The organism is Amycolatopsis sp. NPDC102389 (assembly GCF_044765885.1).
In the GTDB taxonomy this organism is placed as follows: Bacteria; Actinomycetota; Actinomycetes; order Mycobacteriales; family Pseudonocardiaceae; genus Amycolatopsis.
Window position 1 is genome coordinate 19282 of record NZ_JBIWKX010000039.1, and the last position, 12185, is coordinate 31466.

Genomic DNA, 12185 nt, shown 5'->3' on the forward strand with positions numbered 1-12185 from the left:
GGTACCCCTCCAGGGGTAGACCTGGGTCATGACGACGTCACAGCTCCTCGTCAGTACTGACCAGGCAGGTGTCGAACTCCCGGCCGACGCGCCGCGTTACTCCCTCCTCGTGGCGAACGGGAATGAAGAAGTCGTTGCCGCGCAACGCCTTCGCCATCAGGTGTTCGCCGAGGAAATGGGCGCGACGCTCAATTCGCTGGAACCCGGCCTCGACGTCGACTACTTCGACGAGTTCTGCGATCACCTCGTGGTGCGGGACGACAACACCGGCGAGATCGTGGGTACGTACCGGATGTTGCCGCCCGATCGGGCGGCCCGGGCGGGAAAGCTGTATTCCGACAGCGAATTCGACCTCACCGCACTCGATTCCCTGCGTCCTTCGCTGGTCGAGACTGGGCGTTCGTGCGTGCATCCCGACCATCGCAGCGGCGCCGTGGTGAGCCTCGTCTGGGCGGGGATCGGACGCTACATGCTGCTGGCCGGCCACCGGTATCTGGCGGGCTGCGCGTCCGTGCCGCTGACCGATGGCGGGGTTTACGCCGCCGGTGTCTGGGATGCCCTGCGCGCCAAGCACTATGCGGACGAATCCCTTCGGGTCACGCCGTTGAACCCCTGGCGGACCGAGGGCCTGGAGCGGCCGCCTCGCGCGATCCTCCCGCCGCTCATCAAGGGCTACACGCGGCTGGGCGCGAAGATCTACGGCCCGCCGGCGCTCGACGCGGATTTCGGGGTCGCGGACTTCTTCGTCCTGCTGGATCTGCACAACGTCGACGAGCGGTATCTCAAGTTCTTCCTGGGAGTGCAGGGATGACTCACGCCTGGATGCCGAAATCGCCGTGCGGCGACGGCTGCCTGAGCGAAGGAGCGCCGACGGTGGCGTTCCCGCGGCGCGTCCTGCGGTTCACCGCGGCGATCAGCGTCATCTTCGGCGCCTTCCTGTCGGCGCCGCTGGTGCTCGTGCTGCGCGGCAAGCCCCGGGAACGGTTGGTGCGCCTGCTTTTCTCGGGGATCCTTCGCTCGTTCGGGGTGAAGCTGCGCGTGCTCGGCGACGAACGGTTCCGCGCCGTGCCCGGCCGTGGCGCGCTCGTGGTGAACAACCACATCTCGTGGCTGGACATCATCGCGATCAACGCCGTGCAGCCGATGCGGGCGCTCGCCAAGAAAGAGGTCGGCGCCTGGCCGGTGCTCGGCCTGCTGGTGCGCCGCGGCGGCAGCATCTTCCTCGACCGGGAGAACCTGCGGAGCCTGCCCGCGACGATGGACGAACTCGCCGGCGCGATGCGCGGCGGATCACTCGTCAGCGTGACACCGGAAGGCACCACCTGGTGCGGTCTGGGTTCGGGCCGGTTCCGCCCGGCGACCTTCCAGGCCGCGATCGACGGCGGGGTCCCGGTGCGGCCGCTCGCGCTGCGCTTCCGGCTCGCCGACGGGCGGGAGACGACGCAGCCGGCGTTCATCGGGCCGGAGTCGCTCATCGCCTCACTGCGGCGGGTCGCGGCCTTGCGCGGTCTGGTGCTGGAGGTGCACGTATGTCCCGAGATCGCTCCGGGCCGCGCTTCGGACCGGCGGGAACTGGCCCTGCTGGCGGAATCCGCGGTGCAGGCGGCGCTCGGGCGAGTGCAGATCCCGGTGCAGCGGCGGCGTCCCGTCGCGGCCCCGGCTTCTACCCCCGCACGAACTCCGGCGGGCTGAAGGGGACTTTCCCCGCATAGGACGTGGTGAAAGCGTCCTTCACCGCGTCCTATGCGGGTATGGGCCCCTTCAGCTCACTCGAAGGTCAGCGTGATCTTCCCGCCCGCGTGACCGGTCGCGCTCTCCCGGTGCGCTTCGGCGGCATCGGCGAGCGCGTAGCTGGAGCCCAGCTTGAGCTTCAGCCCCCGTGCGACGAGATCCTCAAGCACGGCCTGGGTTTCCGAGCCGCCCGCCGAGAACTTCAGCCCCTGCGCGTAAGCCGCCGCGTCCGCGATGGTGATCAGCCGGTCGGGTGAGCCGAGCAGTTCGACGGAATCACCCAGGACGCCGAAACCGGCGGCGTCGAACACCGCGTCGACGCCGTCCGGCGCGACCGAGCGGACCCGCGAAACCCAGCCTTCGCCGTACTGGACCGGCACCGCGCCGAGCGCCTTCACCTCGTCCAGCGACGAAGCACCGGCGAGCCCGATGACCGTGGCGCCCAGCGCGACGGCGGCCTGCGTCGCGATCCGGCCGACCTGGCCGCTCGCGCCGTGGATCACCACCGTCTCGCCCGGCTTGACCTCGAGTTCGCCCAGTACCCGCAACGCGGTTTCGCCGGCGATGGGCAGCGCGGCGGCCTCGGACCACGAAAGCCCGGCGGGTTTGCGGATGACCTTGCTCGCCAGCGCGTATTCCGCGTACGTGCCGGTGTCCGACCAGCCGAAGACCTCGTCGCCGACGGCGAAATCGGCGCCTTCACCCACCGCGTCCACCACGCCGGCCAGTTCCAGGCCGAGGATGTGCGGGAAGTCGACCGGACGGACCTCGGCCATCGCGCCGGACCGGATCTTCCAGTCGATCGGGTTGACGCCGGCGGCCTTGACCGCGACCCGCACCTGACCCGCGCCGGGCTCCGGCAGCGGGACCTCGGCAAGCCGCAGGACATCCGGTTCGCCGTACTGGGTGATGGTGATCGCTCGCATGTTCACTCCTCATCGGATTTTCTTCGCTGCGATCAGTCAACCGGCGCCCCCGCCCTGTCCGAACCACTCGGACGAGCAGTGTTCACTAGCCGGGAGAGCAGCGTCCCCGCGCCGCGACGCGCCTACTGTGGAGTCATGGATCCGCTGCACGTGTTGAGCCAGGTCGAGTACATGCTCGCCGCTCCGCGCCCCGAACTCCTGCCGCGTTTCTCCGCGACGGCCGCGGCCGTCCTGCCGCATCGCGCGGCCGCCATGGAGACCGGCGACTGCTCCCGTCTGCCGATCAAGGTCCACGGCGACCCGGAGATCACCGGTGCGGTCACGAGCGCGGAGCTGCGACGGCTCGCCGCGCTCGGCGTCCCGGGCCAGGCGGTGGTGGCGGAAGAGACGCTCGGCGGGAAACGCCGGAAACTCGTCGTCCTGACCTCGGCGCCGGTGATCGGCAAGGGCGCGATGATCGCGCTCGTCCCCGCCGAGGACGAGCCCGCGGAGAGCGCGCTGGCGTTCGCCGCCAAGCTGTGGGACATCGTCAGCGTGAACGCCGCCCAGCGCGCCACCGACCCCGAACCCGCCGTCCTGGAGAGCAACATCGCGGCGGCGACCGCGCGGGCGCGGGCGATCACCGATCTGGGGCAGACCCACGCCACCACCTTGACGTCGCTGCTCGCGGTGCTGCGGTCCCGCCGGCTCGGCGACGCCGCCGCCCGGCAGACCGCGACCGACCTCGCCGCGGCCGCCCTGGTCGAACTGCGCTCGATCGCGGACCGCGACCAGGAGCTCTCGGTCGAGCCCGCTTCGGAGGCGTTCGGTACCCTCGTCACGCAGTTGGATCCCTTGAAGCGCCACAACGACGTGACCGTCGACTTCGCCGGGCCCGACGACGAACGGCCGCTCCCGCAGGACATCGCGCACACCGCCCGCACGGTCTCGCGCGGCCTCGTGCTCGCCGCGCTGGAGCGGGGCAGCACCCGGGTCCGGGCGTCCTGGCGGATCGACGGGCAGCGCCTCCTGGTCACCGTGCGCGACGACGGCCCGGACGTCGCCCGCGCCGTGCCCGCCACCGGCCTCACCGAGCGGATCACCCCGCTCGGCGGCCGCTGGGAGGTCGACGCGGTACCGGACTGGGGCGCCACGATCACCGCCGTCCTGCCGCTGGGCGTGCGGGAAACGCCGGAACTGCGCCCGCTGGACCGGCTGAACCCGCGTGAACTCGAAGTCCTCTCCGGGATCGCGCGCGGGAAGCGGAACCGGCAGATCGCCGACGAGCTGGCGCTGACCGAGCACACGGTGAAGTTCCACGTGCGGAAGATCCTGGGAAAGCTGGAAGTCACCTCACGCGGTGAGGCCGCCGTGCTGGCACGGGAGCTGCGGCTGGAGGCCGTGTCCTGAGCTTGACCTCCACCGGGCTGGAGGTTGCAGGCTTGCCGTATGACGATCACTGGGGGCAAGGCCGAGCCGAAGGGTGTGCTCTGGACACCCGAGCACCGCGTGACCACCATCGGGCTGCTGCTCATGGTCACGCTCATCGCGTTCGAAAGCATGGGCGTCGCCACCGCGATGCCGACGATGGTGGCCGACCTCGACGGCCTCGCGCTGTACGCCTGGCCGTTCACCACGTTTCTGGTCGCCAGCGTGGTCGCGACCGTCCTTTCCGGACGCCTCGGCGATCGCAAGGGCCCGGCGCCCGCGCTGCTCGCCGGTACCGCGCTGTTCGCCGCCGGGCTGCTGGTCGCGGGGCTCGCGCACGACATGCCGCTGCTGTTGCTCGGCAGGGCGTTGCAGGGCTTCGGTTCCGGGCTCCTGCTGGTCTCGGTGTCGCTGCTGATCGCGCTCACCTTCACCGACCGGGAACGCCCGGTGATCTACGCCGCCAACGCCGCCGCGTGGGTGCTGCCCGCGGTGATCGGGCCGTCGGTCGCGGGGGTGGTGACCGTGAGCGTCGGCTGGCGCTGGGTGTTCCTGGGGCTGATCCCGCTGACCGGGATCGGGCTCGCGCTGCTGGTCGTCGTCACCCGCAAGCTGCCCCCGCACTCGCCCGCCGAATCCGCGCGGCGCGCCGGGGTCGTGCCCGCGGTGGTCGCCGCCCTCGGTGTCGCCGCGCTCACCTGGGCGGCGCAGCATCCGTCCTTCGTGGCGCTGGCTTACGGCGGCGCCGGCCTGGTCGCCCTCGCGTACGCGCTCCGCAAACTCCTGCCCGCCGGCACGCTGACGTCGCGGCCGGGGTTGCCGACAGTGATCGCTTCCCGCGCGTTGATCGCGGGGGCGTACGCCGGGATGGAGGCGTACCTGCCGCTCACGATGACCGAGGTCCACGGCTACAGCCCCGCGCTGGCCGGCTTGCCGCTGACGGTGACCGCGCTGGGCTGGTCGGCGGGGTCGATGCTGCAGGGCCGCATGCTCGACTGGTCCCGTGAGGCGTCCTTGCGGACCGGGTTCGCGCTGGTCGCGGCCGGTCTGGCGATCTTCGCCTTCGTCCCGCTGCCCGCGTTCCCCGGCTGGATGGCGTTCGTGGCGTCGGCGATCGGCGGCTCCGGGATGGGTATCGCGATGCCCGCGATCTCGGTGCTGCTGCTCCGCTACTCGCCGGAAGCCGAACGTGGGTTCAACACCTCGGCGCTGCAGCTCGGCGACTGGGTCGGATCGGCCCTGACCATCGGTTTGGGTGGTGTTCTGCTCGCTTCGCTGGCGTCGGCGAAGGAGCCTTCGGTGGCGATCTTGGTGCTGTCGATCGTGCTGACCGGCATCGCGTTGCTCGGTGTGCGGGTGACCGGCCGGTGGCCGTCGGGTATGAGCGGCGCCACCCGCTGAGCAGGGTGGGCTTGGTCACGCCCCGGAACGGGCTACCCTGAAGGATGCGATGACCTATCTCGACCACGCGGCGACCACTCCGATGTTGCCCGAAGCCGTAGCGGCGATGTCCGAGGCGCTGTCCACAGTGGGCAACGCCTCCGCGCTGCATTCCTCGGGACGCCGGGCCCGCCGCCGGGTCGAAGAAGCCCGCGAGGTGATCGCGGAGGCGCTGGGCGCCCGGCCGTCCGAGGTGATCTTCACCGCCGGTGGCACGGAGAGCGACAACCTCGCGGTCAAGGGCATCTTCTGGGCCCGCAACGGCGAAGATGCCGAGCGCCGCCGGGTGCTGTGCAGCACCGTCGAGCATCACGCCGTCCTCGAGTCCGTCGAGTGGCTGGAGCAGCACGCGGGCGCCGAGATCGTCTGGGTCGAGGTGGACGAGGCCGGCCGGGTCACTCCCGAGTCGCTGCGCACCGCCATCGGCGAAAGCCCCGAAACGGTCGCGCTGGTCACCGTGATGTGGGCGAACAACGAGGTCGGCACGGTCAACCCGATCGCCGAACTCGCCGCCGTCTGCGCCGAGCACGAGATCCCGCTGCACACCGACGCCGTCCAAGCCGTCGGCGCCGTGCCGGTCGACTTCGCCGAAAGCGGCGCGGCCGCGCTGACGCTCACCGCGCACAAGCTGGGCGGCCCGTACGGCATCGGGGCGCTGCTGCTCGGGCGCGACACCGCGTGCGTGCCGGTCCTGCACGGCGGTGGCCAGGAGCGCAGCGTGCGTTCGGGCACGCTCGACGTCCCCGCGGTGATCGCGTTCGCGACGGCGGTGAAGGCCTCGGTCGACGGGCGCGAGGAGTACGCGAAACGCGTCGCCGAGCTGCGTGACGACCTGATCGAGGCCGTCCGGCGCGAGGTGCCGGACGTGGTGCTCAACGGCGGCGAGGGCGAGCGCCTGCCCTCGCACGCCCATTTCACCTTCCCCGGTTGCGCGGGTGACAGCCTGTTGATGCTCTTGGACGCCAAGGGCATCGAATGTTCCACTGGATCGGCGTGCACGGCGGGTGTCGCGCAGCCGAGCCACGTGCTGCTGGCCATGGGTGCCGAACCCGCGGCCGCGCGCGGGTCGCTGCGGTTCTCGTTCGGGCATACCTCGGCGCCGGAAGACGTTGAAGCGGTTTCGAGGGAGATCGCGGGCGTCGTCGACAGGGCGAGGCAGGCGGGACTCGCCGGAATGCGCAAGCAGACGCAGAAGCAAGAGGTGTGAGGAAGATGCGCGTACTGGCCGCGATGAGCGGGGGAGTGGACTCGGCGGTGGCCGCCGCGCGCGCCGTGGACGCCGGGCACGAGGTCGTCGGCGTGCACCTGGCGTTGTCGGCGAAGCCCGGCACGCTGCGCACCGGATCCCGCGGCTGCTGCACGATCGAGGACTCCGGCGACGCGCGGCGAGCCGCCGACATCCTCGGCATCCCGTTCTACATCTGGGACTTCGCCGAGCGCTTCACCGAAGAGGTCATCGAGACCTTCGTCGGCGAGTATGCCGCCGGCCGGACGCCGAACCCGTGCGTCACCTGCAACGAGAAGATCAAGTTCGAAGCGTTGCTGGACAAGGCGATGGCGCTCGGCTTCGACGCCGTCGCCACCGGGCACTACGCCCGTCTGTCCCTTGTGGACGGTGTGCCGGAGCTGCGGCGCAGCGTCGACTCCGGCAAGGACCAGTCCTACGTGCTGGCTTCGCTCACCCCGGAACAGCTGCGGCATTCGCTGTTCCCGCTGGGTGATTCGTGGAAGACCGACGTCCGCGCCGAGGCCGCGAGCAGGGGCCTGTCGGTGGCGAAGAAGCCGGACAGCCACGACATCTGCTTCATCCCGGACGGCGACACGAAGAGCTTCCTGGAGAAGCGGCTCGGTCAGCGTCCCGGGCAGCTCGTCGACGCCGAGACCGGCGCCGTGCTAGGTGAGCACACCGGCGTGCACGGCTTCACCGTCGGCCAGCGCAAGGGGCTCGGCATCGAGGCGCCCGCGCCGGACGGGCGGCCGCGCTACGTGCTCTCGCTGGAGCCGGTCTCGGGCACCGTGAAGGTCGGTTCCGCGCGGGACCTCGGCGTGAACGTGATCGAGGCGGACCGCCCGATCTGGCCGAGCGAGCGGCCGCTGGACGGCCCGACCGAATGCGTCGTTCAGGTGCGCGCGCACGGCGGGATCGTCGAGGCCGTCGCGGAGGTTTCCGGGGACTCGGTCACCATTCAGCTGCGCGAGCCGCTGCGCGGCGTCGCACCTGGGCAGGTCGTCGTGCTGTACCGCACCGACGCGGCCGAAGGCGATCTGGTGCTCGGCAGCGCGAAGATCTCGGGGACCCGCTGACTTCTCCCGCATTTAGAGGACTAAATGCGGGAGGAGGTCAGAACTTCAGCTTGAAGCCGGTGTGGCTCGCTTCGAAACCGAGGCGTTCGTAGAACCGGTGCGCGTCCTCGCGTTTCACGTCCGACGTCAGCTGCACGAGGGCGCAGCCCCGCCGCCGCGATTCGTCGATCGCCCACGTCATCAGCTCGCCGCCGAGGCCGGAGCCGCGATGGCTCGCCCGCACCCGGACGGCCTCGATCTGCCCGCGCAGCGCGCCTTTCCTGGCCAGACCGGGAATGATCGACAGCTGGAGCGTGCCGACGGCCTCCCCGCCGTCGTCGGCGACGATCAGCAGTTGCGCGGGATCGGCGTCGATCTGCTCGAAGGCCTTGAGGTACGGCGTGAGGTCGTCGGCGGAATCACGGGTGCTGCCGATCTGGTCGTCGGCGAGCATCCCGACGATCGCCGCGACGTCTTCCCGGCGCGCTTGACGGATGATCATGAGGCGTAGTGTCGCACCCCGTCGGCCTCGGTCGCGGTCAATTTCCCTTGGGCCACCAGCAGATCCAGATGCGAACCGGTCTCGAGCACGGCGAGCATCTGGTTGAACGGGTCCATGTCGGGCAGCTTGCGCTGTTTGCGCGTCCAGCCCAGCCGCAACGCGACCTCGTACGCCGTCGTGACGTCCGCGGTGATCTCGGAGCCCATGACCTCGAGCCGATCGCGGTGGTGCTCCAGCAGTTCGTCCACGCGGGCGTGGACGCTGCCGGTGACGGGGCCGTGCGCGGGGAGCATGCGCCGGTCCGGCATCTCGCGGACCAGGCGCAAGGAGTCGAGATAGTCGCTCAGCGGCAGTTCCGTGGGCACCGGCTGGAAGCCGATGGACGGCGTGATGTGCGGCAGCACGTGGTCGCCGGAGAACACCAGCCCCGCCTCGTCGTCGACGAAGACGACGTGCCCGTCCGTATGGCCCGGCGTGGGCACGACGTCGAACTCGCGGCCGGGCACGATCGCGCGTTTTCCGGGGACGAGCCATTCGTCGGGCTGCTCCCACAGATGCGCCTCGGTGTGCCGGACACCACCGAAGGCCCTGGCGAGCTCCTCGACGACGGGGTCCGCGCCACAACGCTGGAGCAGGCCGACCTGCGCCTCCATCGGGAACCGGTCCGGATCGCCGGAACGCACCAGCGACGGCTCTTCCCGTTTCCCGAGCCCGAGCCTGCCGCCGAACTCGCGGCGCAGTTCCACGGCGAGGGTGTAGTGATCACGATGCACGTGGGTGATCAGGAATTCGTCGATGTCGCCGAGGCCGGCGCCGAGCGCCTTCAACCCGCGCGAAAGCCGTTCGCGCGCGGACTCCAGCGCCCAGCCCGAGTCCACGAGGACCAGACGGGTGCCGTCGGTGACGACGTAGACGTTGACCGCGCGCAGCGCGTCCTGCGGCAGGGGCAGCGGGATCCGGTGGACCCCCGGCGAAACCGTGTAGACGCCTGGCTCGGCCCAGTCCCGTTCGCCGTCTTCGGGCAACGGCTCCATGGTGACCTCCGTCCCGGACGCACTCCGGTGTGCCGCCCAGTCCCTCCACCTTGAGCCGCCGGAAGCCGAGTGTCCACTTGAGCAGGGTGAGACCCCGGTCACTCGTCCGCCCGCGTTCAGTCCTCTGATTGCGTTCCTTGCGCGTGCAAGTACCGCATCCAGAGGACTAAACGCGGGGCGTCAGTTGTCGTCCTGCTTCAGTGCCGTGTCGATGGTCAGTGCCGAGGCGACCACCATCGACGCCAGCGGATCCCGCAGCGGCCGGTGGATCTCGACGACGTAGTTGTCCGCGGTGGTGAACGCGGCCTTCACGAAACCGCCCCAGGTCTTGGTGATCCGCGCGATCTCGACGTCGGCGTGGTCCTTGATCACGAAGTTCCAGGCCCGCCAGTTCTCGGCGAAGATCCCGCCGACCTTCTGCCCGTCGACCACGAAACCCAGCCGGATCTTGCCGAAGACGTTCTCCTGCACGATTTCCCCGATGGGGGAGTCGTCGGCCTTCGTCACCAGGAACCGGGATTTGAACACTTTCGCCGGCCGCGTCACCTTCAGCACGGTGCTGTGGTTCGCGTCGCGGATCTCGAAGCGGTGGGTCAGGAATTGGTCGTACTTCGTGAACAGCCGGATGGCCTTCTTCAACGTGCTCTGCCCGACCTGGACGACGCCGCCGAGGCGGTTGCCGTTCTGGTCGAACACGCCGAACTCGTTCGACATCTCGATGAGTTTCGCGCGCTGGTTGACCACCAGCACGGGTTCGGAGAACAGCGTTCCGCCGCCGACCACCCCGGTGGCCCGGCCTTGGGTCCCCCTCGCCGCCTGCGCCCGGATCTTGTTCGGGTCGGCCGCGCCTTCGATGTCCAGCTCGATCATCTCGGCGTCGTGCGACGGCCGCGTGTTCGCGGTCCAGGCCTGCCCGTCCCACCACCGGTACAGCCGGGGGTTCTGCTGGTCGGGATACCAGCCGGCGGGCTGTGGAGAGCTCGTCATGGCAGGTCAGCGTAATGCGCCCGGCGCCGTCTGGGGCTCGCCGACGGCAATTGCGTCGAATGTCCGTGTCCTCCCCCGCCCCGCCGTCCCGCCAGGTCGGACCAAGGGGAGAATCCGGGTGTGAACGAACGACCTTGGCCTCCAGGCGCGGCCACCGCGATCGGTTCCCTGCCCGGTACCGATCCGGTCGAGGCCGCTTCGATCGTGTTCGGCGAACTGCCCGAATTCCCCTGTATGCCCGAACTTCCCGCCCGCGGTGTCGGGGCCGACATGATCGGCCGCACGGCGGCGCTGCTCGTCGACCTCGCCGTCGAGGTGGTGCCGAGCGGTTACCGGGTGGCCGCCCGTCCCGGGCACGACCACCGGCGGGCCGTCGACCTGATGAATTGGGACCTCGACGCCGTCCAGGAGGCGCGGGAAAAGGCGGGCGCCGCGCCGCCCGCCTTCAAGATCCAGGTCGCCGGGCCGTGGACGCTCGCCGCGAACGTCGAACTCCCGCGCGGGCACCGGATCCTCACCGACAAGGGCGCGCTGCGCGATTTCGCCGCGTCGCTGCTCGACGGGTTGGCCGAGCACGTCGACGAAGTGAAGTCGCGCATCGGGGCGCCGGTGGTGATCCAGTTCGACGAACCGTCGCTGCCTGCGGTCCTCGCCGGCGATCTCCCGACGGCGTCCGGCTACGGCACCGTTCCCGCCGTGCCCGCGCCGGAGGCCCGCGAACTGCTGTCGACGGTGATCTCCGGGGCGGAGCGCGTCACCGGTCAGCCGGTCGCGGTGCACTGCTGCGCCGAAAAGCCGCCGATCTCGTTGCTGCGCGCGGCGGGGGCGCGGGCGATCGCCTTCGATTTCACTCTGCTGAAGGGCGCTTCCCCCGGGCAGCTCGACGAAATCGGCGAGACGCTGGACTCCGGCACGACACTGATGCTCGGGCTCGTCCCCACCACCGATCCCGGCGTGCCGGTGGAGCTGCGCGACGTGGTTTCGCCCGTGCTCAAGCTCGTCGACCGGCTCGGCTTCCGCCGCGAGATCCTCGCGGACCTGGTCGTGCCGACCCCGGCGTGCGGGCTCGCGGGTGCCACTCCCGAGTGGATGCGCCGCGCGCTCACGCTCAGCCGTGAGTCCGGCAAGGCTTTCACCGAACCGCCTGAAGGCTGGTGAGCGGCGCGGTAGCGTGCCCGTCATGCGTTTGTTCCGCCGTTCCCGTAAGCCCGAGGACGTTCCCGACCCCCGCACCGCCTGGCCGGAGCAGCCGATCCCCGAGGACGCGGCCGCCGCGGCGGAGACGTTCTGGGAGGCCTGGTTCGCGCTCCTGCCGGAGGTCAGCGCCGCCCTCGGCGACCGCGAACCGCACCGCGTGGAACACGACCTCTGCACCATCGTCGAGGCGCTGCACCCCCGGCTGCACTTCTCCCTCGATCGTGGGCACCGGGCGATCTATTCGCTGGTGCTGACCGGCCAGGAGGATCCGGAACTGCGCCCGTACACCGACGCGTGGAAGGCCGCGGCGCCGCCGGAGGACGCGATCTGGGAGTACCACGACTCCGTGCCGCCGGTGCCCGATCCGAGTGAGGTCACCGTCAACCTCGGCGAGACGCGCATCGCGCTCGCCGACGTCCGGGTGACCGCGAAGGTGGACGAATCAGCCGGACGGGTGGACGTGACCGTGTTCCATCCGCTGATCGAAGAGCTCGCGCCGGAGACCCGGACGACGATGACCTTCCTGCCGCTGGACGCCACGCTGGGTGAGCGTGTCGCGGCCGAACGGCTGGGCAAGGTCGAGCTGGTGACCGAGGCGCAGGAGGGGCAGCTGACCCTCTTGGAACTGCGCGAGGTGGTCGGCGGGCTGTCCGGAAATGTCGGTGCCCCCGACTAGAG

General features: G+C 70.4%; 12 protein-coding genes. 8 read left to right on the forward strand and 4 right to left on the reverse strand.

All coding sequences use genetic code 11. The features are described from left to right. The first annotated feature begins 28 nt into the window (after window positions 1–28). The gene (locus tag ACIRGA_RS28020) at window positions 29–811 is read left to right on the forward strand and encodes a GNAT family N-acetyltransferase (RefSeq protein WP_400946215.1); all 783 of its coding nucleotides are present in this window, start codon (window positions 29–31) and stop codon (window positions 809–811) included. Next, window positions 808–1692: a lysophospholipid acyltransferase family protein gene (locus ACIRGA_RS28025; RefSeq protein WP_400946217.1), complete on the forward strand. Its 885-nt coding sequence runs from the start codon at window positions 808–810 to the stop codon at window positions 1690–1692. Before ACIRGA_RS28020 ends, ACIRGA_RS28025 begins: the two co-directional genes overlap by 4 nt. 74 nt (window positions 1693–1766) lie before the next feature. On the opposite strand, the gene ACIRGA_RS28030 is transcribed toward ACIRGA_RS28025, so the two are convergent. Further along, window positions 1767–2657: an NADP-dependent oxidoreductase gene (locus ACIRGA_RS28030; RefSeq protein ID WP_400946219.1), complete on the reverse strand. Its 891-nt coding sequence runs from the start codon at window positions 2655–2657 to the stop codon at window positions 1767–1769. A gap of 135 nt (window positions 2658–2792) precedes the next feature. Between ACIRGA_RS28030 and ACIRGA_RS28035 the strand changes: the two genes are divergently transcribed. Genes ACIRGA_RS28035 through mnmA form a run of 4 tightly spaced genes read left to right on the forward strand, consistent with a single transcriptional unit; the run spans window position 2793 to window position 7808 of the window. Next, the gene (locus ACIRGA_RS28035) at window positions 2793–4046 is read left to right on the forward strand and encodes a LuxR C-terminal-related transcriptional regulator (protein WP_400946221.1); all 1254 of its coding nucleotides are present in this window, start codon (window positions 2793–2795) and stop codon (window positions 4044–4046) included. Window positions 4047–4085: 39 nt separating this feature from the next. Further along, complete coding sequence (locus ACIRGA_RS28040; RefSeq protein ID WP_400946223.1) at window positions 4086–5465, forward strand: MFS transporter; 1380 nt, start codon at window positions 4086–4088, stop codon at window positions 5463–5465. Between the two features lie 49 nt (window positions 5466–5514). Further along, complete coding sequence (locus tag ACIRGA_RS28045; protein WP_400946226.1) at window positions 5515–6711, forward strand: cysteine desulfurase family protein; 1197 nt, start codon at window positions 5515–5517, stop codon at window positions 6709–6711. A 5-nt stretch (window positions 6712–6716) separates the two neighbouring features. Beyond that, window positions 6717–7808, forward strand: a complete 1092-nt coding sequence (gene mnmA, locus ACIRGA_RS28050) for a tRNA 2-thiouridine(34) synthase MnmA (RefSeq protein WP_073848121.1) — start codon at window positions 6717–6719, stop codon at window positions 7806–7808. A 37-nt stretch (window positions 7809–7845) separates the two neighbouring features. Here the strand turns inward: mnmA and ACIRGA_RS28055 are convergent, their stop codons facing one another. The 3 genes from ACIRGA_RS28055 to ACIRGA_RS28065 form a co-directional block, all read right to left on the reverse strand. Next, on the reverse strand, window positions 7846–8289 hold the full coding sequence (locus ACIRGA_RS28055) for a GNAT family N-acetyltransferase (protein ID WP_400946229.1): 444 nt from the start codon (window positions 8287–8289) through the stop codon (window positions 7846–7848). Beyond that, window positions 8286–9323 carry an MBL fold metallo-hydrolase gene (locus ACIRGA_RS28060; RefSeq protein ID WP_400946231.1) on the reverse strand — a complete coding sequence of 346 codons (1038 nt, stop codon included), beginning with the start codon at window positions 9321–9323 and terminating at the stop codon, window positions 8286–8288. Before ACIRGA_RS28060 ends, ACIRGA_RS28055 begins: the two co-directional genes overlap by 4 nt. A 180-nt stretch (window positions 9324–9503) precedes the next feature. Beyond that, complete coding sequence (locus ACIRGA_RS28065; RefSeq protein WP_400946234.1) at window positions 9504–10310, reverse strand: phospholipid scramblase-related protein; 807 nt, start codon at window positions 10308–10310, stop codon at window positions 9504–9506. Window positions 10311–10430: 120 nt separating this feature from the next. On the opposite strand from ACIRGA_RS28065, the gene ACIRGA_RS28070 reads away from it, so the two are divergent. Both ACIRGA_RS28070 and ACIRGA_RS28075 read left to right on the forward strand, forming a co-directional pair. Then, window positions 10431–11468 (forward strand): methionine synthase, encoded by a 1038-nt coding sequence (locus ACIRGA_RS28070; RefSeq protein WP_400946236.1) that lies wholly within the window; start codon window positions 10431–10433, stop codon window positions 11466–11468. Window positions 11469–11490: 22 nt separating this feature from the next. Continuing rightward, a complete protein-coding gene (locus tag ACIRGA_RS28075; protein ID WP_400946238.1) occupies window positions 11491–12183 on the forward strand; it encodes a hypothetical protein in 693 nt (230 codons plus the stop codon). Window positions 12184–12185 lie beyond the last annotated feature (2 nt).